Genomic DNA, 22089 nt, shown 5'->3' on the forward strand with positions numbered 1-22089 from the left:
CCCACCCTGGCAGAGCAGCACGAACAGGCGTCTTCCGCCGTACCGCCGCCCCTCCGCGGGAAGGCACACGGCTTCGCGGCGGCTCGGACGAGAGACCCGCACTTGTGCTCGGAGGGGTATCGAGCCCGCCCCCTTTCCTCCCGCGGGGAGCAGGCAGGGCGCGGTCCACTTCCGGAGCATGGAGATGTCCGATTTCACTTGAGAAGGGACGGCTCATGGACTACAACACCTTCCTCGACACCGTCACCCGCCGCGCGCCCGTCCCCCCGGAGAAGGTGGAGCCCCTCACCCGCGCCACCCTGGAAACCCTGGCCGAGCGGCTCACCAGAGGCGAGGCGAAGGACCTGGCGTCCGAACTCCCCAAGCCGCTGAAGGAATCGCTGGTCTCGCCCACTCCGGAGGCCCAGCGTTTCGCCTTCGACGAGTTCGTCAATCGGGTGAGCAGCCGAGCAGGGCTGAGCCCGCACGAGGCCCGCGAGGGCATACGGGCGGAGCTGACCACCCTGCGGGACGCCGTCAGCGAGGGCGAGTTCCGCCAGGTGATGTCCCAGCTGCCCAGCGAGTTCGAGGCTCTCGTCGGCGTGCCGGGCTAGGGCCTGTCTGACAAGGCTCGTCTGCCGCGCGACGCCGTGCACGCACGCTCGTCGCGCCGCCCCCGGACCCCGGTACGTCCAGTACGGGGGCCTGGGGCCGACACGCCGAGAGCACGCACCTGACGCCGCGCGGCCGCCCTCCGGGCGACGACGGGAATGGTCAGACAGGCCCCAGCGGGAGACACGACCGACTCGGAGCCGGACACGGCATATCGCCGGAGGATCGCATGACAGAACCGACAGTTCCCCCAGCCGGCGCACCCATGGACATCGAAGGCGAGGCGCAGCGGCCGTTCTCCGAGCACCCGGCCATGGCCAGGGCGTATCCCGGCGGCAGGATGACCGTCGGCGCCATCACGCCCCTGGAGGGCTTCGACGGGCCCGTGCCGTCCCTGGCCGGGCACATGGAGCGGATCCAGCAGGCCGAGCGGGCCGGCTTCGCCTCGGTGTGGGTCCGGGACGTGCCGCTGCTGGACCCCGGCTTCGGGGACACAGGGCAGGTCTTCGATCCGTGGGTGTACCTCGGGCAGCTCACCGCCCGCACCACCTCGATCACCCTGGGCACCGCCAGCATCGTCATGCCGCTGCGGCATCCGTTGCACACCGCGAAGGCGGCCGCCTCGGTGGACCAGTTGTCCGGCGGACGGCTCCTGCTGGGGGTGGCCACCGGTGACCGGCCCGTGGAGTTCCCGGCCTTCGGTCAGGATCTGGACGGCCGGGCCGCGAGATTCCGGCAGTCGCTGGCGTACTTCCGTGCCGTCCTGGAACACCGCTTCCCGCGCGTGGACTCGCCGCTCGGCCGGATGGCGGGCACCGATCTCCTGCCCAAGCCGGTGTACCAGCGGATTCCCGTGCTGATGACGGGACACGGCAGGCAGGACGTCCGGTGGATCGCCGACCACACGGACGGCTGGCTGTACTACACCCCTCCGCTGCGGCAGCAGGCCGCCAACATCGCGCGGTGGCGGGAGCTGACCCAGGGCGACGGCGGTGCGTTCAAGCCGTACGCGCAGGCCACCTATCTGGACCTGACCGAGGACCCGCTGGCCCTGCCCCGGCCCATCCACCAGGGGTTCTCGGTGGGCCGGGTGTCGCTCCTGGGGATGATGCGGACCTGGCAGGAGATCGGCGTCGACCAGCTGATGATCAACTTCAAGCACAGCCGCCGCCCGGTCGCCGACGTGATCGACGAACTGGCCGAGCACGTGCTGCCGCACTTCCCGCCCGGCCGCTTCGAGGCACGCGGCGAGCAGCTGCGGCCCGTGGGGCGGACCGGGCCCTGAGGGAGGACGGCTCCGAGGCCGCCCCTGCCATGGCAGGGGCGGCCTCAGTCCAGCGCGGCGCCGGACCGCCGCTCCTGCGCGTAGTCGCACGTGCCTTCCGCCCGGAACTGCAGGGCCGCCCTGGTCACCTCCGCGCCGAGGCCGCGCAGTTGGTCCGCGACCGCCTGGTCGGTGAGGCGTCCGTCGGCGGCGAAGACCCGTGAGGACCGCGGGACCGCGAACACCAGCGGCACCGCCCAGCCGCGCAGCGACCGGACGATGAACTCCATCGCGTTGATCGCCTGCAGACCCTGCACTCCACCGGCGGTCGTCAGCATCCCCACGGGTTTGTCGCTCAGGTAGGGCGGGTCGTGGTCGGCCAGGAGAGCGAGCCAGTCCACGGCGTTCTTGAACGCGCCGCTGACCGACCCGTGGTAGGTCGGGCTGCTCCACAGCAGGGCGTCGGCGGCCTGAGCGGTGTCCGCGAGCAGGCGGGCGGACGGCGGGACCGCGCCCTCTGAGGTGTAGAACGGCAGATCCAGCCGCTTCAGGTCGAGCACCTGGGTGTCGGCGCCCGCCTCGGCCGCTCCCTCGACCGCCACGCAGAGCGCGGTGAGACTGGTCGACGGGGTGCGCAGCGAACCTCCCATTCCGACGACGAGCGGGGGGCGCGCCATTTCTGTCGACTCCTTCAGAGCATCTCCAGGGGCGTGGGCCCGTTGGGCGGCGGAAACGTCTGGTCGAGGATGTCGAGTGCCTCGGAGGGGAGGTGGAGGTCCGCCGCGCCGTGGTTCTCCCGAACGTGGTCGGGTGATCCGGAACGCGGAATCGCGGCCACCCCCTGCTGCAGCACCCAGGCGAGTGCCACCTGGGTCGGCGTGGCTCCGAGGGCCCGGGCCACGGCTTCCAGTGCCTCGGCGCCCAGCAGCCGTCCCTGCTCGATCGGGGAATAGGCCATGACCGCCACGTCGGCCTCGCGGCACCAGGGGAGCAGGTCCCACTCGATGCCGCGCCTGGAGAGGTTGTACAGCACCTGGTCCACCGCCACGGCGTCCCCGCCGGGAAGTGCGGTCAGCTCGGTCATGTCGGCGACGTCCAGATTGCTCACGCCCCAATAACGGATCTTCCCCGCCTCCATCAGGTCGGTGAAGCCCGCAAGGGTCTCCTCCAGCGGCCACCGTCCCCGCCAGTGCAGCAGGTAGAGGTCCAGCCGTTCCGCGCCCAGGCGCCGCAGGCTGCCCTCGCAGGCGCCGACGGTGCCCTTCCGGTCGGCGTGGCGGGGCAGCACCTTGCTGACGAGGAAGACCTCTTCCCGCCGTCCCCGCAGGGCTTCCCCGACGAGCTCCTCGGCGGCGCCGTCCCCGTACATCTCCGCCGTGTCGACGACGGTCATGCCCAGGTCCACGCCCAGCCGCAGCGCGGCGATCTCCTGTTCACGCCGGGCCGGGTCCTCACCCAGATACCAGGTGCCCTGTCCGAGCGCCGCGATCTCCTCGCCTGAGGGGAGCGCGATCGTTCCGGCCGATTCCGCACACATTCCGGGCCTCCGTCCGTCGCGGATCCGTGACACGAACCCGCCCCGAGTGCCCAGGTACGCGCCTCCCAGACAACCGGTGCCGGACGACGCCGCGGAGAGGTCACGAGGGGCGGGAGGACCGCGCCGTGACCGCGCCGGAACCGGGCACGCGGTCGCGCAGCGCGACGGCGACCGACACGACGGCGCCGCAGGAGAGGACCGCCGCGAAGCCGATCATCGCGCTCTGCACGGCGAAATACCGCAGGGCGATGCTGAACAGGACGGACGGCAGGCCCATTCCCAGGTACGCGACGACGAAGAACACGGCGAGGACCCCGGCGCGGGAAGCGGGCGCGGCCACGGAGACGGCACGTTCGACGCCTCCCTTGAACAGCAGCCCGGAGCCCGCTCCCGACAGGGACACGGCGACCAGGTAGAGCCAGAGCGCCGGGTGGTAGAGGGCGACGGCGCACAGGACCAGGCCGACCGGGAAGACCACCGCCCCCACGGTCAGGACCCGGGGCAGCGGGCGGCGGCCCAGCACCAGTTGGGCCGCCGCCGCGGAACCGAACATGAGGAAGGCCGACAGGCCGGCCACCAGGTGCGAGTCGGTGTGCAGGGTGCCGTGGAGCACGCTCGCCCCGAGGGAGGAGATCAGGCCGAGGATGGCGAAGGCGAAGGCGCCCACGGCGCCGGCCGCGCCGAACGTCCGCCGGCCGCCGGGGCGCAGGGCGAACCTGCGGGGTGGTTCGGCCGCGGGCAGCTCCAGGTCCACGGTCTCCGGGGTGGACAGGACCAGCGCCAGGCACACCGCCATGGCGAGCGTGAAGATCGCCTGAGCGGTGATCAGGGGCGCGGGAAGCCACTCGGCGGCGGCGCCGGCGATCAAGGGCCCTGAGGCCAGGCCGCCGAGGTTGGCGGCGGTGGCCACGATGCCGGGCAGCACCGAACCCGCCCGGTCCGGACGGGCCTCGTGGTGGAGGTCGTGCAGGTACGTCGTCGCGGTCGAGGCCATCAGCCCCAGTCCGACACCGTTCAGAATCCTGCCCGCGATCAGTCCCGGCAGGTCCCGCCACATGATCAGTACGAGCGATGCGGCGATGCCGACCAACAGCGCCGGGACGATGATGCGCCGCCGGCCGAGCCGGTCCGACAGGTGCCCCAGTCCGAGGAAGGCGGCCGCCGCGCCCACGACCATCGAGGCGTACGCCACCGTGACCGTGGTCGCGCCGAAGTGGTCCCGGGCCTCGTACAGCGGCCACAGCGGGGTCGGCGCGGTGCCGAAGGCCATCAGCACGGTGAAGGCCACCGCCACGAACCAGAAGCCGGTCGTGTGCGAGGCACGGCGTCCGGCCGGGGCGCGGGGCGGCAGGCCGGCGGGGGCGAGTGCGGGGACGTGGTGGGTCGGGTCGCCGGGAGCGTCGGCTGTGGGACGGCTCAGCGGCGTCGGTGCGGCAGGCAGGGGTACCCCTCCTCAGGCTGAAGTGGATGGCGTCTTCCATCCTCCTCACCAGCCACGATCAATGCCAACGAATGTTTTTGCTGGGTTCGAGCAATACGAGTGATACTTCCCCTGTGGAGCTACGTCAGCTGGAGCACTTCATCGCGGTCGCCGAGGAGCTGAGCTTCACGCGTGCCGCCCGTCGGCTGCACGTGGTGCAGTCGGGGGTGTCCGCCGCGATCCGCTCCCTGGAGCGCGAGCTCGGCTGCGCGCTGTTCGAGCGCACGTCGCAGCAGGTCAGGCTCACCGGTGCGGGCGCGGCACTGCTGCCCGAGGCCCGGGCCACCCTGCATGCCGCCCAGGCTGCCCAGGACGCCGTGCGCGCAGCCCAGGACACGCTGCGCGGCACGGTGAACGTGGGCGCCATGGCCTCGGTCGAGGTGGTGGACCTGCCCGCGCTCCTCGGGCAGCTGCACGCGCGGCATCCGGCGATCGACGTCCGGCTGCGGCTGGCGACGACCGGCTCGGCGGGACTGGCGCACGCGCTGCTGAGCGGGGACCTGGACGTGGCCTTCCTGTCGCTGCCCGAGCGCAAGCCCGCCGGGATCGACGCGACGGAGCTGGCCACCGTGCCGCTCGTCCTGGCGGTGAGCGCCGCTCATCCGCTCGCGCGGCGGGGGGAGTTGACCCTCGCGGACCTCGCGGGGGAGCCCTTCGTGGACTTTCCGCCGGGCTACGGCAACCGCGAGGTGGTGGACCGGGCGTTCGCGGCGGCGGGCGTCGTACGCCGGGTGGCCCTGGAAGTGCCCGACATCGACATGGGGGCGGCACTGGTCCGGCACGGTCTGGGTATCGCCTTCCTGCCCGCGTTCGCCGTCGCCCGCACCCCCGGCCTGCACGTCCTGGCCGTCGACGGCACCAGGCTCCGCTGGAGCATGCATCTCGGCACGTCGTCGACCCGGCGGCCCAGCTCCGCCCTGCGGGCGCTGCTCGACCTGGTAGACCTCCACGTCGTCGCCCTGTGACGGCCGGGCCGCGGTCCGGCTGTCAATCACCGTCCACGGCGGGGACATCGGCAGGTGTGAGCGGTCGGGGCGTGGAAACCCGAGGGGCCTCGACTTCAGGGAGGCGTCATGAACGCCCATGCGACTGCCCAGAAAAGTCCCATCGCCACCGTCAATCCGTACACCGGTGAACGGGTTCGGGAGTTCCCGGCGCTGAGCGCGGAGGACGTGGAGCGCGCGATCGACGCGGCGCACCGTGGCTTCCAGGACTGGCGTGCCCGGTCCAGGGCCGACCGGGGAGCCGTCGTGCGACGCGCCGGCCGGCTGGTGAGGGAGCGCAAGGAGGAACTGGCGCGGCTGCTGACCCTGGAGGTCGGCAAGCTGATCGACTCCAGCCGTGCCGAGGCCGATCTCGCGTCCGACATCCTCACCTACTACGGCGAGCACGGTCCCGAACTGCTGGAAGAGCAACCGCTGCCCGTCCCCGAGGGCACGGCCGTGCTGGTGAACGAGCCGCTCGGCGTCCTTCTCGGTGTGATGCCCTGGAACTTCCCGCTGTACCAGGTGGTCCGGTTCGCGGGTCCGAACCTCGTCCTGGGAAACACGATCCTCCTCAAGCACGCGAGCAGTTGCCCCCAGTCCGCACTGGCGATCGAGCAGTTGTTCACGGACGCGGGTGTGCCGGCCGGGGTCTACACCAATCTCTTCGTACGGGGCAGGGACGTCGGGGGGATCATCGACGACTCCCGTGTGCAGGGAGCGTCCCTGACCGGAAGCGAGCGAGCGGGCGTGAGCGTGGGCGAGATCGCCGGCCGCAACGTCAAGAAGTCCGTCCTCGAACTGGGCGGCAGTGATCCCTTCGTCGTGCTGGACGGACACAACCTGGAGCGCACCGTCCACGCGGCGTTCCTCGGCCGGATGGGCAACACCGGGCAGTGCTGCGTGGCGGCCAAACGCTTCATCGCCCTTGCCGACGTCTACGACGCCTTCCTCACCGGACTGCGCGACCGGATGAGCGAGGTCCAGCCGGGAGATCCGGCCGACCCCGCCACCACGCTCGGCCCGCTGTCCTCCGAGGCCGCGGCCGAACTCCTGATGGAACAGGTCCGTGACGCGGTGGACAAGGGAGCCACGGTGGTGCTGGGCGGTGGGCGGCCCGATCTGCCGGGGGCGTTCGTCGAGCCGACCGTCCTCACCGACGTCACACCGGACATGCGGGCCTACCGGGAAGAGCTCTTCGGCCCCGTCGCCGTCGTCTACCGGGTCGCCGACGAGGACGAGGCCGTGGCGCTGGCCAACAACTCCCCCTACGGTCTGGGAAGCGCGGTCTTCGCCGCCGACCCGGAACGCGCTCGCGAGGTCGCGGACCGGCTGGAGGCGGGCATGGTGTGGATCAACCACCCGACGGCGTCCCGGCCGGAGCTGCCCTTCGGCGGCATCAAGCGTTCCGGCTACGGGCGCGAACTCGGCGACGTGGGCATCGTGGAATTCGCGAACCGCAAGCTCGTGCGTTACGTGGACGCCGACGCCCCGATCGCGGAAGTACTGGGCTGACCCTCGAACCGGTCGGCCGGTCAGCCCGGTCCGCCCAGCACGATCCGCCACACGCGGGTCGCCACCTGGAGGTTGAGCCGGTCCTCGACGTTCGCGAGGTCGTTGCCGCTGATGTCGCGGATGCGCTGGAGCCGGTAGCGCAGGGTGCTGCGGTGGATCGCGAGGGATTCCGCGGTCTCGTCGTAGTTGCCGCCGCAGTCGAAGTAACGCGCCAGGGTCTCCACCATCGTCGCGTGGTGCCGGGTGTCGTAGTCGATGAGCTGCCCGAGCCACTCCCGGACGAAAGTCTCCAGTTCCCGGTAGTCGTTGCCGGGGCCCAGGATGCGGTAGAGACCGAGCTCGTCGAAGAACGTCGCGCCGTAGCGTTCGCGGGAGTGGCGGCGCACGTCCAGGGCGCGCTGCGCCTCCTGGTAGTGGTGGGGGATGCCGTCCGGGGAGTCGCAGGGGGCGCTCACCCCGATGGTCCCGGACCGGGTCCCGGTCTCCCGGGCGAGCGCCTCGTACAACGCGCGGGCCGGCGGCCTGTCGTCGGCGACGAGGACGACGTGCCCGGGACGGCGGGTCAGCAGCGAGCGCATGCCCACGGCGGAGGCCGCCCGCGCCACGGCCTGCGCGAAGGAATCGTCCGCCGTCCGGTTCGACCACCGCACCACGACGATGTAGTGGCTGCGGTGCAGGTCGTGTCCGACTGCCTCGGACCGCGCGTAGGCACCCGCCCCGGCCGTCCCCGCCAGGAGGTCGTCGACCAGCTCCCGGTGCAGCCTCCGCTCCACATCGGCCAGGTCGCGCAGGTGCGCCAGCTCCAGGGAGAGCGACTTGGCGGCGTGTCCGAGCGCGAAGACGGTGTGCTCGTCGGCCTCGTCCCGGACATCGACCAGAGCGAGCACGCCCAGGATCTCGCCGTGCAGACGGACCAGGGCGACCAGCCGGTCCTCCCTCCGCACCGGCCCCGCCTCCCTGGCCACGGCGTGCAGCATCTCGTCCCGGCGCACGGGGTCGGGTTCGGGATAGGGGTCGGGGCGGCCGGGGCCGGTCCAGGACCTCAGCCGGCCGAAGCGGTCCTCGACCAGCGCGGGAAGCCCGGTGAGCCTGTGCAGTGCGCGGGTGACGGCTTCCTCCCCGCCTCCGTCTCCGGAGGCGGCGACGCCGGCCATGAGATTGTGCACGGCCCGCTCGTAGGCGAGCTCAGCGACCACGGAGATCAGCTTCCGCTGGAGGGCTGTGCGTTCCTCCCGCAGCCGGCACAGCTCCAGCGCGTCCTCGCGTCGGCGGCGGTGCGCGAAGACGACCGACAGCGCGGCGGCGGTGTGCCCGACGAGCGTGGTGAGCAGGGATCGCTCGGCCTCGGTGGGCCGGGAGCGGGACGTCACCACGAGGTAGCCGTGTAGTCCGTCGAGTCCGCGCAGGCCCATGGCCCGGCCCCAGGCCCTGCCGGGTACGGCCACGGGGCCGTCCCGCCCGGCCAGTTCCCGCACCCTCCGGCCGACGGCCGAGGCGTGCGTCCGCTCGTTCCGCGGGCTGGGGACCAGGTCGCCGCCCACCGTGAGATAGCCGGCCTCGGCGCTGTACGGCCCGGCGGCGGCTATGTGGTCCATGGCCAGGCGCAGGATCTCGCCCTCGTCCGGGGCGTCGAACTGGGCCTGGGAGAGGACCATCAGGTCCTGGAGCGCATGGTCGGCCGGCGTGCGGGCGGGCGGGCGGGGCGCTGAGCGCGCCGCGGTGGGCCCAGCGCCCCGCCCGGCGCCGCCCCGTGGAAGGCCGCCCTTCCGGCCGGAGTAGCGGCGGTGAGCGCTGTGCGCCCGACTGCCGGCCATGGGATCACTCCGTTCTCCCCGTGCCTCCGGGGACGAGTGCGGTAGTACGCGTACCCCTCCCGGGTCGGCTCACCCGACGGCGCGGACTCTTTCTCGTACTCGTGGGGCGACCGGACCCGTGCATTCCTGACTCGCCAGGCGCAGGCGTGGAGAGACCCGGTTCGCCACCCTGGGAAGCGCACGGGTTTCTCCGTGCGCACCGGAATGAACCCCGGCGGAGACCACCCCCAGCCGAACAACGTGATCCGGAGAGCCGGCGCAGGCGCACCGGGAGGAGTTCCTCATGGCCAAGGCAGTGGGCATCGACCTGGGCACCACCAACTCGGTGATCGCCGTGTGGGAGGGCGGCGAGCCGGTCGTCGTGCCCAACAGCGAGGGCAACCGCACGACACCGTCCGTGGTGGCCTTCACCGACACCGGTGAACGCCTGGTGGGCCAGTTGGCCCGGCGCCAGGCGATCCTCAATCCCAAGGGCACCATCTACTCGGCCAAGCGGTTCATCGGCCGGCACTTCGACGAGGTCGCCGACGAGGCCAAGGCCGTCGCCTACGACGTCGTCCCGGGCGAGAACGGCGAGGCCCGCTTCAAGGTGCGCGACAAGCTGTACGCACCCGAGGAGATCAGCGCGCAGGTGCTGCGCAAGCTCGCCGACGACGCCTCCAAACAACTGGGAGAGCGGGTCACGGAGGCGGTCATCACCGTGCCCGCCTACTTCAACGACGCCCAGCGCACCGCGACCCGTGACGCCGGCCGGATAGCGGGCCTGGAAGTACTGCGGATCATCAACGAGCCGACGGCGGCCGCCGTCGCCTACGGCATGGACAAGAAGGAGCACGAGACGGTGCTCGTCTTCGACCTGGGCGGCGGCACGTTCGACGTGAGCATCCTCGACGTCGGCGACGGCGTCGTGGAGGTGCGTTCCACGGCGGGTGACAGCCATCTGGGCGGCGACGACTTCGACCGGCGCCTGGTGGACTACCTCGCGGACGACTTCCAGAAGGAGAACGGCATCGACCTGCGCAAGGACCCGCAGGCGCTGCAACGTCTGTTCGAGGCCGCGGAGAAGGCCAAGACCGAGCTCAGCTCCGTCACCCAGACCCAGGTGAGCCTGCCGTTCATCACCGCCGACGCCTCCGGGCCCAAACATCTCACCGACTCGATCATGCGGTCCACCTTCGAGCAGATCACCGCCGACCTGGTGGAGCGCTGCCTGGGGCCGGTCCAGCAGGCGATGGCCGACGCCAAGGTCGGCGAGAACGACATCGACGAGGTCATACTCGTCGGCGGCTCCACCCGCATCCCCGCCGTCCAGGCGCTGGTGCGACGGCTGACCGGCGGCAAGGACCCCAACATGAGCGTCAACCCCGACGAGGTCGTGGCGCTGGGCGCCGCGATCCAGGCCGGGGTCCTCAAGGGCGAGGTCAAGGATGTCCTGCTGCTCGACGTCACCCCGCTGTCGCTGGGCGTGGAGACGCGTGGCGGAGTGATGACGAAGATCGTCGATCGGAACACCACCATCCCGGTCCGCCGCAGCGAGACCTTCTCCACCGCCGAGGACAACCAGCCGGCCGTCGACGTGGTGGTCCTCCAGGGCGAGCGGGAGCGTGCCGCCGACAACCGGGTGCTCGGCCGGTTCCAGCTGACCGACATCCGGCCGGCGCCGCGGGGCGAACCACAGGTCGACGTCACGTTCGACGTCGACGCCAACGGCATCCTCAACGTCAGCGCGCGGGACAAGGACACCGGCAAGGAACAGGGCATCACCATCAGCGAGAGCTCCAACCTCGACCGGAGCGAGGTGGACCGCATGGTCGAGGAGGCCGAACGCAACCAGGGCCAGGACCAGGCCCTGCGCGAGGCCGTCGACGCCCGCAACGAGCTGGACGCGATCGCCTACCAGGTCGAAAAGCGCCTCGCCGAACTGGGCGACGCCGCGCCCGCGCACGAGAAGGCCCGTGCCGAGATGCTGGTGGCCGAGGCCCGCGACGCGGTCAAGAACGAGGCCGGAGTGGACAAGGTCAGGCCGCTGATCTCCGAACTCCAGCAGATCCACGCCGGGCTCGCCGCCCACCAGGCGCAAACGACGGCAACCGGTCCGTCGGACACCACAGGGCCGGACGGCTCCGGTCAGGGCGGCACCGGCGCCGACGACGACGTGATCGACGCCGAGTTCGACAAGGGCTGAGGTGCCCGCCATGCCGATCCCGCCCCAGGACCGATCGTCCGACCTGCCGCCGGAAGCCGCCGCACCACCGCAGGGCGGCCTGCCCGAGCCCGCGCCGCCGAGCACGGAGTCCGGACCGGGGCCCGACGCGGCCACCGGTCCGGCCGGGACCGAGGACGAGTACGCGGCCGCGCTGGCAGAGGTCGAGGACCGATGGCGGCGCGCCCTCGCCGACCTCGACAACCTGCGCAAGCGGCACGCCAGGGAACTGGACCGGGAGCGCGGGGCCGAACGCGCCCGCACGGCCGCGGCCTTCCTGCCCGTCATCGACAACCTCGAACTGGCCCTGGGCCACGCGGCCTCCGACTCCGGGGCGATCGTCGAGGGGATTCGCGCCGTGCGCGACCAGGCCGTGTCCGTCCTCGAACGCCTCGGCTACGAACGTCACGCCGAGACCGGCGTCCCGTTCGACCCCTCCCTGCACGAGGTCGTCGGCGTGGTCCAGGACCCCGACGCCGAACCGAACACCGTGGCACAGGTGCTGCGCCCCGGCTACGGCGCGGCGGAGCGGCAGTTGAGGCCGGCCGCCGTGACCGTCGCGAAGCGGGAGTGAGCGGCCGTGGCACGCGACTTCTACGAGGTGCTCGGGGTCCCGCGCGACGCCGACAGGGACGAGATCCAGCGGGCGTATCGCAAGCTGGCGCGCAAGTACCATCCCGACGTCAACAAGGACCCCGCCGCGGAGGAGCGGTTCAAGGAGGTCAACGAGGCTTTCAGTGTCCTGTCCGACCCCGGCCAGCGGGCCCGTTACGACCGCTTCGGCGAGGACTTCCGCAAGGTTCCCGAGGACTGGGAGGAGCGGGTCGGTGCCGGCGCGGGACCCGGTGGCGGCTTCCGCTGGTCCACCGGGGGCGGCCCCCGCGCCCAGTACGCCACCGGTGGCTTCGGCGCGGAGGGCGTCGACGTCGACGACCTGTTCAGCTCGTTCTTCGGCGGCGGCGGGCGGATGCGCGTCCCGGGCGCGGACCAGGAGGCCGAACTGCCGCTCACCGTCGAGGAGGCCTACCGCGGAGGCCGCCGCACCGTCACCCTCACCGGGCCCTCCGGACAGCGGCGCTACGAGGTGGACGTCCCGCCCGGCGTCACCGACGGGCAGCGCATCCGGCTGGCGGGCGAGGGCGGCCGCGGCAGCGGCGACGGCCCCGCGGGCGACCTGTACCTGCGGGTGCGGATCCAGCCCCATCCCCGGTTCCGCCTCGACGGCCGGGACGTGTACGTACAGCTTCCGGTCACCCCATGGGAGGCCGCGCTCGGCGCCACGGTTCCGGTGTCCACGCCCAGCGGGGCGACGGCCAAGGTGACCGTCCCCGGCGGGTCCTCCAGCGGCCGGCGGCTGCGGCTGCGCGGCGAGGGTATGCCGGGACCGCGCGGCGCCAACGGCGACCTGTACGCCGAGCTCCGGATCATGGTGCCGCCCAAGCTCGGCGACCGGGAGCGCGAACTGTTCGAGGAGCTCGCCGCGGTCTCCTCGTTCGACCCCAGGAGGACACGATGAGCGACCGACCGGTCGAGGCACGCCGGGCGTCAGCGCCGGCCGCTCCCGCATCCGCGCGCGTCCAGTACGCGATCGTGCCGGTACCCAGGCTCTCCCTGCAGACCGTGGCCCGCCGCGCCGGTGTCCATCCCGATCTCATCCGCCGGTTCGTCGCGCTCGGCCTGGTCGAGGCCGAACGCGACGCCGCCGGACGGCTGGTGTTCGAACCCACGGCCCCGGCCGCCCTTGCCCGCGTCCAGCGGCTGCGCACCGGGCTGTGCCTCAACTACGCATCCATCGGCCTGGTGCTCGACCTGCTGGACCGCATCAGCCTGCTCGAAGCCGCCCTGCGCCGCGCCGGTACGAGGAGTGACATACCGCCATGGACATGAACCGTCTCACGCAGAAGTCCCAGGAAGCACTCCAGGAAGCCCAGTCGGTGGCCGTCGGCATGGGGCACACCGAGGTCGACGGGGAACACCTGCTGCTCGCCCTCCTCGATCAGGAGAACGGCATCGTCCCGCGGTTGCTGGAACAGGCGGGCACCGAGCCGAGGGAACTGCGGGCGGCCGTGCGCGAGGAACTGGCCCGGCGCCCCAAGGTCACCGGCCCCGGCGCGGCACCCGGGCAGGTCTTCGTCACCCAGCGTCTGTCCCGCCTGCTGGACGCGGCCGAGCGGGAGGCCAAACGCCTCAAGGACGAGTACGTGTCGGTGGAGCACCTGGTGCTCGCCCTGGCCGAGGAGGGCTCGGCGACCGCCGCCGGACGCCTGCTCAAGGAGCACGGTGTGACCCGGGAGTCGTTCCTGAGCGCGCTCACCCAGATCCGCGGCAACCAGCGAGTCACCTCCGCCAACCCCGAGGTGGCCTACGAGGCTCTGGAGAAGTACGGCCGCGACCTGGTCCTCGAGGCCCGGTCCGGGCGGCTGGACCCGGTCATCGGCCGTGACGCGGAGATCCGCCGCGTCACCCAGATCCTCAGCCGCAAGACCAAGAACAATCCCGTCCTCATCGGCGATCCGGGCGTCGGCAAGACCGCCATCGTCGAAGGTCTGGCCCAGCGCATCGTCCGCGGTGACGTGCCCGAGGGCCTGCGCGACAAGACGGTGTTCGCCCTCGACATGGGCTCCCTCGTCGCCGGCGCCAAGTACCGCGGTGAGTTCGAGGAACGCCTCAAGGCCGTACTGGCCGAGGTGAAGGCGGCCCAGGGACACATCCTGCTCTTCGTCGACGAACTCCACACCGTCGTGGGAGCGGGCGCCGCCGAAGGGGCCATGGACGCGGGCAACATGCTCAAGCCCATGCTCGCCCGCGGCGAACTCCACATGATCGGCGCCACCACCCTCGACGAGTACCGCAAGTACATCGAGAAGGACGCCGCCCTCGAACGCCGCTTCCAGCAGGTCCTGGTCGACGAGCCGAGCGTGGAGGACACCATCTCCATCCTGCGCGGACTGCGCGAGCGCCTGGAGGTCTTCCACGGCGTGAAGATCCAGGACACCGCGCTGGTCTCCGCGGCCACCCTCAGCCACCGCTACATCACCGACCGGTTCCTCCCCGACAAGGCCATCGACCTCGTCGACGAGGCGTGCGCCCGGCTGCGTACCGAGATCGACTCGATGCCCGCCGAACTCGACGAGATCACCCGCCGCGTCACCCGCCTGGAGATCGAGGAGGCGGCACTGTCCAAGGAGACCGACCCCGCCAGCAAGGCCCGCCTCGAGGAACTCCGCAAGGAACTGGCCGACCTGCGCGGCGAGGCCGACGCCAAACGCGCCCAGTGGGAGGCCGAACGGCAGGCCATCCGCCGCGTGCAGGAACTGCGCCAGGAACTGGAGCAGGTCCGCCACGAGGCGGAGGAGGCCGAACGCGCCTACGACCTCAACCGCGCCGCCGAACTCCGCTACGGCCGCTTGCGGGACCTGGAGCGCCGGCTCGCCGCGGAGGAGGAGCAACTGGCCGCCAAGCAGGGGCAGAACCGGCTGCTGCGCGAGGTCGTCACCGAGGAGGAGATCGCCGAGATCGTCGCCGCCTGGACCGGCGTCCCCGTCGCCCGCCTCCAGGAGGGCGAACGCGAGAAGCTGCTGCGCCTCGACGAGATCCTGCGCGAGCGCGTCATCGGCCAGGACGAGGCGGTCAAGCTCGTCGCCGACGCCATCATCCGCGCCCGCTCCGGCATCCGCGACCCCCGTCGCCCCATCGGCTCGTTCATCTTCCTCGGCCCCACCGGCGTAGGGAAGACCGAGCTGGCCAAGACCCTCGCGGCGGCGCTGTTCGACTCCGAGGAGAACATGGTCCGCCTCGACATGAGCGAGTACCAGGAGCGCCACACCGTCAGCCGGCTCATGGGCGCACCACCCGGATACGTCGGCTACGAGGAAGGCGGCCAGCTCACCGAGGCCGTGCGCCGCAAGCCGTACTCGGTCGTGCTGTTCGACGAGATCGAGAAGGCGCACACCGATGTCTTCAACACCCTGCTCCAGGTCCTCGACGACGGCCGCATCACCGACTCCCAGGGCCGCACCGTCGACTTCCGCAACACCGTGATCATCATGACGTCCAACATCGGCTCCGAGTACCTCCTCGACGGCGCCACCGCCGAGGGCGAGATCAAGCCGGACGCCCGCGCCCTGGTGATGGGCGAGCTGCGCGGGCACTTCCGCCCGGAGTTCCTCAACCGCGTCGACGACATCGTGCTGTTCAAGCCGCTCGGTGAGCGGCAGATCGAGCGGATCGTGGAGCTGCAGTTCGACGAGCTGCGCCGCCGCCTTGCCGAACGCCGCATCACGGTCGAACTCACCGACACGGCCCGGGAGTTGATCGCCCACCAGGGCTACGACCCCGTGTACGGGGCCCGGCCGCTGCGCCGCTACATCTCCCACGAGGTCGAGACGATGGTCGGGCGCGCCCTGCTGCGCGGTGACGTCCAGGACGGCGCGACGGTCCGCGTCGACGCCGAACACGGAGAGCTGGTGGTCACCTACGACCAGCCCGAGGACGTGAAGGGAGCGCGGGCCGCATGAGCACAACGCAGGCGACGACCGTCAGTTGTCCGAACTGCGGGCGCACCAACCGGGTGCCCGCGGCCGCGGAGGGCCGCCCCAAGTGCGGCCACTGCAAGCACCCCCTACCGTGGATGGTGGACGCGGGCGACGACGACTTCACCGAGGTCGCCGAGCGGGCCGACGTCCCCGTCGTGGTCGACCTGTGGGCCACCTGGTGCGGCCCCTGCCGCATGGTCAGCCCCGCGCTGGAGAAGGTGGCCACCGATCTCGCCGGCCGGATCAAGCTCGTCAAGGTCGACGTCGACAAGAACCCGCGACTGTCGCGGCGTTTCGAGGTTCAGGCGGTGCCGACACTGCTCGTCCTGGACAAGGGGGAGACCGTCGCCCGGCAGGCGGGGGCGGCGCCCGCCCCCGCTCTGCGCCAGTGGGTGGAACAGTCGATCAGCGCCCGGAAAGGGTGATCCGGATGACCCTGCACGCAGACCCACATCTCGCGCTGGTCCGGCCGGTCCAGCCCCTGACCCCGCAAGGGTGTCAGGAGTGTCTGCTGACCGGCTCCCCGTGGGTCCACCTGAGACTGTGCCTGACCTGCGGGCACGTCGGATGCTGCGACTCCTCGCCGAACAGGCACGCGCGCAAGCACGCCGCTGCCGACGCCCACCCGATCGTGCGGTCGTTCGAACCTGGCGAGGACTGGCGCTGGTGCTTCGTCCACGAGGCGTTGGTATGACGTCCGCCGACCAGCCGCGACCGGGCGGAGAGCCGGTACGGAACGAGACCGACGAGGGCGCCTTCTGGGAGAGCCCGGACGTCTACGGCGCGTACCCGCGCCTCACACAGGAGCAGATAGCACGTCTGGCGGAACACGGCGAGCGCCGGACCACGTCGGCGAACGACGTGTTGATCCGGGAGGGCGAGCGCTGTGAATCGTTCCTCGTCGTCCTCGAGGGCAGCGTCGCCGTCGTCGAGGACTACGGCACGCCCGAGGAGCACCTGCTGCGGGTGCACGGTCCCGGTCGCTTCATCGGCGAACTCGGGCTGCTGCACGACCAGGTGGCCTTCTACACCGCTGTCGTCAGGGAGCCGGGAGAGGTCCTGGTCGTCTCCCTTGACCAGTTGCGCCGCCTGGTGTCCCAGGACTCCGCCCTCGCGGACGTCGTGCTGCGCGCATGCCTGGGCCGTCGGGCGCTGCTCGTCGGGCAGGGCGCCGGCTTCCGCATCATCGGCTCACGTTACTCGCCCGACACCAGACGGCTGCGCGAGTTCGCGATCCGCAACCGTCTGCCGCACCGCTGGATCGACCTGGAGACCGACGAGGAGGCCGAGGAGCTGCTGAGGCGCTTCGGTGTCAGCCCGGAGGAGACACCCATCGTCATCTGGCGGGACACCACCCTGCTGCGCAACCCCAGCAACGCGGAACTGGCCCGGCTCATCGGTCTGCCGACCCTGCCCGACGGAGACCGTCACGGTGATGTCGTCATCGTCGGCTCCGGACCCGGCGGCCTCGCCGCCGCGGTGTACGCCGCCTCCGAGGGTCTGAGCACGACCGTCATGGAGGCGATGGCCACCGGGGGCCAGGCCGGCACGTCGTCCCGCATCGAGAACCTGCTCGGCTTCCCCGCCGGCATCTCCGGCGCCGAGCTCACCGAACGCGCCGTGCTCCAGGCCGACAAGTTCGGTGCCAGATTCAGCATTCCGATGGAGGCGACCGGTCTCCACCGCAAGGACGAGGACCACTTCGTGGTGACGTTCGCCGACGGCAGCGAGATCACCGCCCGCGCCGTCGTCCTGGCCACGGGCGCCCGCTACCGCCGGCTCCGGGTACCCGGAATCGAACGCCTGGAGGGAACGAGCGTCCACTACTCGGCGACCGTCTACGAGGCCCAGCAGTGCGGCGCCGACCCGGTGGCCGTCGTCGGCGGGGGCAACTCGGCCGGCCAGGCGGTGCTGTTCCTCGCCGCGTACGCGCCCAAGGTGTACCTGCTGGTCCGGGGACCCAGCCTCGACGCCAGCATGTCCCGCTACCTGGTCGACCAGGTGGAACGGCACCCCCGGGTGGAGGTCATGCTGCACACGGAGGTCACCGAGGTCATCGGCGAGGAGGTCCTGGAGGAGCTCGACGTGGTCGACAACCGTACGGGCGAACACCGTCGGCTCGCGGCACGGGCCCTGTTCGTCTTCACCGGCGCCGAACCCCACACCCAGTGGCTGGCCGACAGCCTCGCCCTCGACTCCCGCGGTTTCGTCCTCACCGGCCCCGAGGCGCGGGAGGCCTGCGCCAACCCCGAGGTGTGGCACAGCCTCGGGCGCTCGTGCATGACCCTGGAGACCAGCCTGCCCGGAGTCTTCGCGGTGGGGGACGTGCGGAGCGGCTCGGTGAAGCGAGTGGCCTCGGCGGCCGGCGAGGGCGCGATGGCCATCCACTTCGTGCACCGGCACCTGGGACACGCGGCCGCGCCGGGCACGACGGGCTCGCCCGCGGCAGCGGGCAGCACGGATGCCACCCCGCACACGCGTCACAAGGAGTCCCCGTGGCTCGCGTGACCCCTGGCGAGTTCACGGCCGCCGAGGTCGGCGCCCATGCTCCCGCGGGGCAGCGTCTGGGGCGAAGTGGTCGCGGCGGCCCGCGCGTCCTACGACGCGCTGCGCGCCGACCGCCTGCCCGGCGACGCCGACGCGGTGCCCCTCCGGGGTGCGGAACACCGAGGTCGGGCTTGCCCCCTGAGGTGCTGGGGGCAGGGAGCCGGAGGTGACCCTCGGACCCTCCAGGGCGCCGGGAACCGGGCCGGGCGGGCCCCGCACTCCCCCGGCCGGTCCTACGACGTGAGCGGAGGACCCGGCTCCGGGCTGGGTACGGGCTCCGGCCCCGGCGGAATAGGAGAGGGCGACGGTCCCGGCGGCACAGGCGACGGCGGCGGGACCGGCTCGGGCCCCGGCGGGACGGGCGGAGTCGGCGACGGGCCGGGCGGCACCGGGGACGGCGGGGTCGGCACAGGACCTGGCGGTACCGGAGGCGGTGTCGGCCCCGGTCCCGGCGGCGTCGGCCCGGGACCCGGCTCCGGGGGCGGTACCGGGCTCGGGTACGGATCCGGCGGCTCAGGCCCCGGACCGGGCGCCGGCGCGGGGGGTACGGGATCGGGATTCGGCTGGGTCATGACTGTCCTCCGGACGGTCCCCGGACCTGGTGACCCGGGACCACCACCCGACTACCCGACCGCTCCGCGCTCACTCACGCACTCACGCCGACACGGCCTGCGGGCTCCGCTCCTGATCCGACCCCGGCACCGGCTCGGACGGATCGGCCCCGAGCGCGACGATCCGGTTCTCCGCGTCGACATGCACGACCTTCGGCTTCAGCGCCCGCGCCTCGGCGTCGTCGACCTGGGCGTAACTGATCAGGATCACCAGATCCCCGGGGTGCACGAGGTGCGCCGCGGCCCCGTTGATCCCGATGACCCCGGACCCCCGCTCCCCCTCGATGACGTACGTCTCCAGCCGCGCCCCGTTGGTGATGTCCACGATGTGCACGAGCTCACCGGGCAGCAGATCGGCGGCGTCCAGCAGCTCCGCGTCGATCGTCACGGATCCCACGTAGTGCAGGTCGGCCTGGGTGACGGTGGCGCGGTGGATCTTGGACTTGAACATGGTGCGTATCATCGAGGTACTCCTGGACATAGGCTCCCTGCCTGCGTTTTTGCAGGTCAAGGGCTGTTTCCACAGCCTACAACGAGTCGCAGGTTCGGGCAGCTGTCCCGAGGTTTCCCAGGACTCTTGCTGACCACTTGCTGACCACTTGCCGACTTTGCTGACGCGTCATCAGGCGACTGGAGGGGGGCGCGCGCTCTCCCGTCCCCCACCGTGACGACGACACAAGCCTACGCAGCGCCCGCTCAGGAGCATTCGTGACGACCGTCACACGAGTGGTCGGGAGGGCGGCCAGACGCGGTGCTTGATCGGGAGCCGGGCCACGCACCGCCGTGAGTCAGCCGAACGAAGTCAGCCCTCGATGGTGGCGAGCCAGTCGGTCAGCAGGCTGTTGACCTCGTCGGGGCGTTCCTGCTGGATCCAGTGGCCGCAGCCGTCCAGGAGGTGCGAGGCGGACAAGGCGGGAAGGGTGGTGGGGTAGGCATCGATGGCGTCGGCCATCCAGGTGGTGGAGGCGTCCAGGGCACCGCCGACGAACAGGGCGGGCTGTTTGATCGGGGCTCCGCGGTGGGGGGCGAGGTCTTCCCAGTCGCGGTCCATGTTGCGGTAGCGATTGAGGGCGCCGGTCAGGCCGGTGCGCTCGAACTCGCCCGCGTAGACGTCGAGGTCCTCCTCGCTCAACCAGGCCGGGAGGGGGCCGACGGGGAAACGGTCGCGCAGCTGACAGCCCGGCGCGACGAAGTACGGGGCGGGCTCGCCCTCGGCCGGCATGGTGTCGGCGGACAGGGCCGCGTAGAAGCCTGCGAGCCAGCCCCGGACGTCGGGCTCGATCTCCGCCTCGGCGCGACCGGGCTCCTGGAAGTAGGAGACGTAGAACTCCTGCTCGGGGCCGCCGATCCGACCGAAGATGTCGGTGGGGCGCGGGCCGCCGGGCGGCGTGTACGGGACGCTCAGCAAGCCGACCGCGCGGAAGACTTCGGGGTGGAGCAGGGCGGAGGCGGCGGCGATGTTCGAGCCCCAGTCGTGGCCGACGACCACCGCGCTTTCCTCGCCGAGGGCGCGCACGACGGCGACGTTGTCCTCCACCAGGTCGAGCATTCGGTAGGCGTCGGTAGCGGCGGGCTTGGAGGAGCGGCCGTAACCGCGTACGTCGATCGCCACCGCCCGGTACCCGGCCGCGGCGAGGGCCGGGAGTTGGCGGCGCCAGGAGTACCAGGACTCGGGGAAGCCGTGCACGAGCAGGACCAACGGGCCGGTGCCCTGCTCGGCCAGGTGCAGGCGCCCGGCAGGGGCCTCGACGGTGCGGAGGCGGAGTGCGGCGGTCGGCTCGGACTGCATGGGGACTTCTCCTCGAATCGCGGGCGGGCGGCGGGTCCCCACCGATCATGCGGCTCGGCGGCCACTCCACGCGATCAGCGTTGCCATTCTGGCAAGCTTGCAGAACAGGGCGGTGAAGCGGCACGGCGGGAAGGAACCAGGGGCGGTGGCAGAGGACGACGTGGCCCAGACGCTGGCGGCGATGGGGCCCCGACTGCGGGTCGTGCGAGAGCGCCGTGGCGTCACACTCGCCGATGTCAGTCGCGCGACCGGCATCTCGCCCAGCACCCTGTCGCGGATCGAGACCGGCAGGCGCAAACCCACCCTGGAGGTGGTGCTGCGGCTGGCGAAGGAATACGGAGTCTCCCTGGACGAGCTGGTCGGCACCGCACCCGCCCCTGCGGCCGAGCCCCGTAGCACGGCGCCGCCCACCTTCGGCGACGACAAGACGGTGTTCCCGCTGACCCGGTACGTCGGCGGCCTGCACGCCCACAAGCATGTCCTGCCTGCCGTCGCGGAGCCGCCTGGGCGGCCCCGTCAGGTGTCCCACGAGGGCTACGAGTGGCTGTGCGTCATGTACGGGCGGCTGTGGCTCGCACTCGGCCGCCAGGACCTCATCCTGGCGGCCGGGGACGTCGTCGAGTTCGACACCCGCGTCCTCCACGGAGTCGCGAACGCCGGATCCGACGGACCGGTCGAGTATCTGATCATGTTCGGGCCTCAGGGAGAACGTCTACGGCCGCGCACCCCTCCAGCCGCTGGTCGCGGAACAGGTGACGGAAAGCCTGCTGAATGAGCAGTGTGACAAGCGGCGTGCCTCGTCGGTGACAACCACGCTGCTCCGCTCGGTCTCGTTCGCCACGTCATCCGGCTCTGCCGGTGACAACTACTGGGCTTCGGCTCGATCCTTGAGCTCGTGCGCGGGGCGAATGCCGCCTGACCTGCAACGTCGTCTGGCAGTGTCACCACAGATACAGGTTGGCTGCGGACATCGTCGTAGCCGTCCTGAGCCCGCCCGTCGACGTCCGACAGGTCCGCCTCGGCTCGTGCGCGCAGCTGCGCGAGCAAGTCGGCCGGCGCTCCCGGCGCGAGGGCGTAGTTGTCACCGGCGGCACCGGCTGCGCCGGCGGATGGGGACGATCGAGGCAGCCCGGGTGTCACATACGAGGCAGCCGACTTGTCATAGACGCTGATTCAGCAGTCATTCCGTCACCAGATTGGACCTGCACCCGCTCTCGCAT

At 71.6% G+C, this 22089-nt stretch carries 19 protein-coding genes; 13 read left to right on the forward strand and 6 right to left on the reverse strand.

What is annotated here, in order from left to right:
- Positions 1–215 precede the first annotated feature (215 nt).
- Positions 216–593, forward strand: a complete 378-nt coding sequence (locus ACWEEU_RS21755) for a DUF2267 domain-containing protein (RefSeq protein ID WP_385740946.1) — start codon at positions 216–218, stop codon at positions 591–593.
- A gap of 263 nt (positions 594–856) precedes the next feature.
- Complete coding sequence (locus ACWEEU_RS21760) at positions 857–1876, forward strand: LLM class oxidoreductase (protein ID WP_385740943.1); 1020 nt, start codon at positions 857–859, stop codon at positions 1874–1876.
- 44 nt (positions 1877–1920) lie between these two features.
- Here ACWEEU_RS21760 and ACWEEU_RS21765 read toward each other — a convergent pair whose 3' ends face one another.
- From ACWEEU_RS21765 to ACWEEU_RS21775, 3 genes are all read right to left on the reverse strand, one after another.
- Entirely contained in the window at positions 1921–2532 is a 612-nt protein-coding gene (locus tag ACWEEU_RS21765) for an NADPH-dependent FMN reductase (protein WP_385740940.1), read from the reverse strand.
- A 14-nt stretch (positions 2533–2546) separates the two neighbouring features.
- Complete coding sequence (locus ACWEEU_RS21770; RefSeq protein WP_451734347.1) at positions 2547–3392, reverse strand: aldo/keto reductase; 846 nt, start codon at positions 3390–3392, stop codon at positions 2547–2549.
- Positions 3393–3492: 100 nt separating this feature from the next.
- Positions 3493–4680, reverse strand: a complete 1188-nt coding sequence (locus ACWEEU_RS21775; RefSeq protein WP_451734349.1) for an MFS transporter — start codon at positions 4678–4680, stop codon at positions 3493–3495.
- Positions 4681–4946: 266 nt separating this feature from the next.
- Between ACWEEU_RS21775 and ACWEEU_RS21780 the strand changes: the two genes are divergently transcribed.
- Together ACWEEU_RS21780 and ACWEEU_RS21785 are read left to right on the forward strand one after the other, a co-directional pair.
- Positions 4947–5837, forward strand: coding sequence for a LysR family transcriptional regulator (locus ACWEEU_RS21780; protein ID WP_451734351.1), 891 nt, complete (start codon positions 4947–4949; stop codon positions 5835–5837).
- 108 nt (positions 5838–5945) lie between these two features.
- Complete coding sequence (locus ACWEEU_RS21785) at positions 5946–7370, forward strand: NAD-dependent succinate-semialdehyde dehydrogenase (protein WP_451734353.1); 1425 nt, start codon at positions 5946–5948, stop codon at positions 7368–7370.
- Between the two features lie 20 nt (positions 7371–7390).
- Here the strand turns inward: ACWEEU_RS21785 and ACWEEU_RS21790 are convergent, their stop codons facing one another.
- Positions 7391–9184: a PucR family transcriptional regulator gene (locus ACWEEU_RS21790; RefSeq protein WP_451734355.1), complete on the reverse strand. Its 1794-nt coding sequence runs from the start codon at positions 9182–9184 to the stop codon at positions 7391–7393.
- A gap of 283 nt (positions 9185–9467) precedes the next feature.
- On the opposite strand from ACWEEU_RS21790, the gene dnaK reads away from it, so the two are divergent.
- The 8 genes from dnaK to ACWEEU_RS21830 are packed head-to-tail and all read left to right on the forward strand — an operon-like array spanning position 9468 to position 18430.
- On the forward strand, positions 9468–11369 hold the full coding sequence (dnaK, locus tag ACWEEU_RS21795) for a molecular chaperone DnaK (RefSeq protein WP_385740922.1): 1902 nt from the start codon (positions 9468–9470) through the stop codon (positions 11367–11369).
- Between the two features lie 10 nt (positions 11370–11379).
- Positions 11380–11961 (forward strand): nucleotide exchange factor GrpE, encoded by a 582-nt coding sequence (locus tag ACWEEU_RS21800; RefSeq protein WP_451734357.1) that lies wholly within the window; start codon positions 11380–11382, stop codon positions 11959–11961.
- A gap of 6 nt (positions 11962–11967) precedes the next feature.
- Entirely contained in the window at positions 11968–12903 is a 936-nt protein-coding gene (locus ACWEEU_RS21805; protein ID WP_385740916.1) for a DnaJ C-terminal domain-containing protein, read from the forward strand.
- A complete protein-coding gene (locus ACWEEU_RS21810; protein ID WP_385740913.1) occupies positions 12900–13274 on the forward strand; it encodes a chaperone modulator CbpM in 375 nt (124 codons plus the stop codon). Before ACWEEU_RS21805 ends, ACWEEU_RS21810 begins: the two co-directional genes overlap by 4 nt.
- Positions 13265–15904 (forward strand): ATP-dependent chaperone ClpB, encoded by a 2640-nt coding sequence (gene clpB / locus ACWEEU_RS21815; protein WP_451734360.1) that lies wholly within the window; start codon positions 13265–13267, stop codon positions 15902–15904. Before ACWEEU_RS21810 ends, clpB begins: the two co-directional genes overlap by 10 nt.
- Positions 15901–16347 (forward strand): thioredoxin, encoded by a 447-nt coding sequence (gene trxA, locus ACWEEU_RS21820; protein WP_451734362.1) that lies wholly within the window; start codon positions 15901–15903, stop codon positions 16345–16347. The genes clpB and trxA overlap by 4 nt, the downstream gene beginning before the upstream one ends.
- A gap of 5 nt (positions 16348–16352) precedes the next feature.
- A complete protein-coding gene (locus ACWEEU_RS21825) occupies positions 16353–16616 on the forward strand; it encodes a UBP-type zinc finger domain-containing protein (protein WP_385740905.1) in 264 nt (87 codons plus the stop codon).
- Positions 16613–18430 carry an FAD-dependent oxidoreductase gene (locus tag ACWEEU_RS21830; RefSeq protein WP_451734364.1) on the forward strand — a complete coding sequence of 606 codons (1818 nt, stop codon included), beginning with the start codon at positions 16613–16615 and terminating at the stop codon, positions 18428–18430. The genes ACWEEU_RS21825 and ACWEEU_RS21830 overlap by 4 nt, the downstream gene beginning before the upstream one ends.
- A gap of 693 nt (positions 18431–19123) precedes the next feature.
- Here ACWEEU_RS21830 and panD read toward each other — a convergent pair.
- The gene (panD, locus tag ACWEEU_RS21835; RefSeq protein ID WP_385740899.1) at positions 19124–19543 is read right to left on the reverse strand and encodes an aspartate 1-decarboxylase; all 420 of its coding nucleotides are present in this window, start codon (positions 19541–19543) and stop codon (positions 19124–19126) included.
- Positions 19544–19882: 339 nt separating this feature from the next.
- A complete protein-coding gene (locus tag ACWEEU_RS21840; protein WP_451734367.1) occupies positions 19883–20869 on the reverse strand; it encodes an alpha/beta fold hydrolase in 987 nt (328 codons plus the stop codon).
- Positions 20870–21014: 145 nt separating this feature from the next.
- Between ACWEEU_RS21840 and ACWEEU_RS21845 the strand changes: the two genes are divergently transcribed.
- Positions 21015–21644, forward strand: coding sequence for a helix-turn-helix domain-containing protein (locus ACWEEU_RS21845; protein WP_451734369.1), 630 nt, complete (start codon positions 21015–21017; stop codon positions 21642–21644).
- The last annotated feature ends 445 nt before the right edge of the window (positions 21645–22089 follow it).

This window comes from Streptomyces sp. NPDC005004 (assembly GCF_053600675.1).

Coding starts and splice junctions, on each gene's coding strand:
- panD (WP_385740899.1), bottom strand. CDS start 19,543: ATGATACGCACCATGTTCAAGTCCAAGATCCACCGCGCCACCGTCACC.
- clpB (WP_451734360.1), top strand. CDS start 13,265: ATGGACATGAACCGTCTCACGCAGAAGTCCCAGGAAGCACTCCAGGAA.
- ACWEEU_RS21810 (WP_385740913.1), top strand. CDS start 12,900: ATGAGCGACCGACCGGTCGAGGCACGCCGGGCGTCAGCGCCGGCCGCT.
- ACWEEU_RS21755 (WP_385740946.1), top strand. CDS start 216: ATGGACTACAACACCTTCCTCGACACCGTCACCCGCCGCGCGCCCGTC.
- ACWEEU_RS21830 (WP_451734364.1), top strand. CDS start 16,613: ATGACGTCCGCCGACCAGCCGCGACCGGGCGGAGAGCCGGTACGGAAC.
- trxA (WP_451734362.1), top strand. CDS start 15,901: ATGAGCACAACGCAGGCGACGACCGTCAGTTGTCCGAACTGCGGGCGC.
- ACWEEU_RS21770 (WP_451734347.1), bottom strand. CDS start 3,392: ATGTGTGCGGAATCGGCCGGAACGATCGCGCTCCCCTCAGGCGAGGAG.
- ACWEEU_RS21760 (WP_385740943.1), top strand. CDS start 857: ATGGACATCGAAGGCGAGGCGCAGCGGCCGTTCTCCGAGCACCCGGCC.
- ACWEEU_RS21800 (WP_451734357.1), top strand. CDS start 11,380: ATGCCGATCCCGCCCCAGGACCGATCGTCCGACCTGCCGCCGGAAGCC.
- ACWEEU_RS21785 (WP_451734353.1), top strand. CDS start 5,946: ATGAACGCCCATGCGACTGCCCAGAAAAGTCCCATCGCCACCGTCAAT.
- ACWEEU_RS21790 (WP_451734355.1), bottom strand. CDS start 9,184: ATGGCCGGCAGTCGGGCGCACAGCGCTCACCGCCGCTACTCCGGCCGG.
- ACWEEU_RS21765 (WP_385740940.1), bottom strand. CDS start 2,532: ATGGCGCGCCCCCCGCTCGTCGTCGGAATGGGAGGTTCGCTGCGCACC.
- dnaK (WP_385740922.1), top strand. CDS start 9,468: ATGGCCAAGGCAGTGGGCATCGACCTGGGCACCACCAACTCGGTGATC.
- ACWEEU_RS21840 (WP_451734367.1), bottom strand. CDS start 20,869: ATGCAGTCCGAGCCGACCGCCGCACTCCGCCTCCGCACCGTCGAGGCC.
- ACWEEU_RS21825 (WP_385740905.1), top strand. CDS start 16,353: ATGACCCTGCACGCAGACCCACATCTCGCGCTGGTCCGGCCGGTCCAG.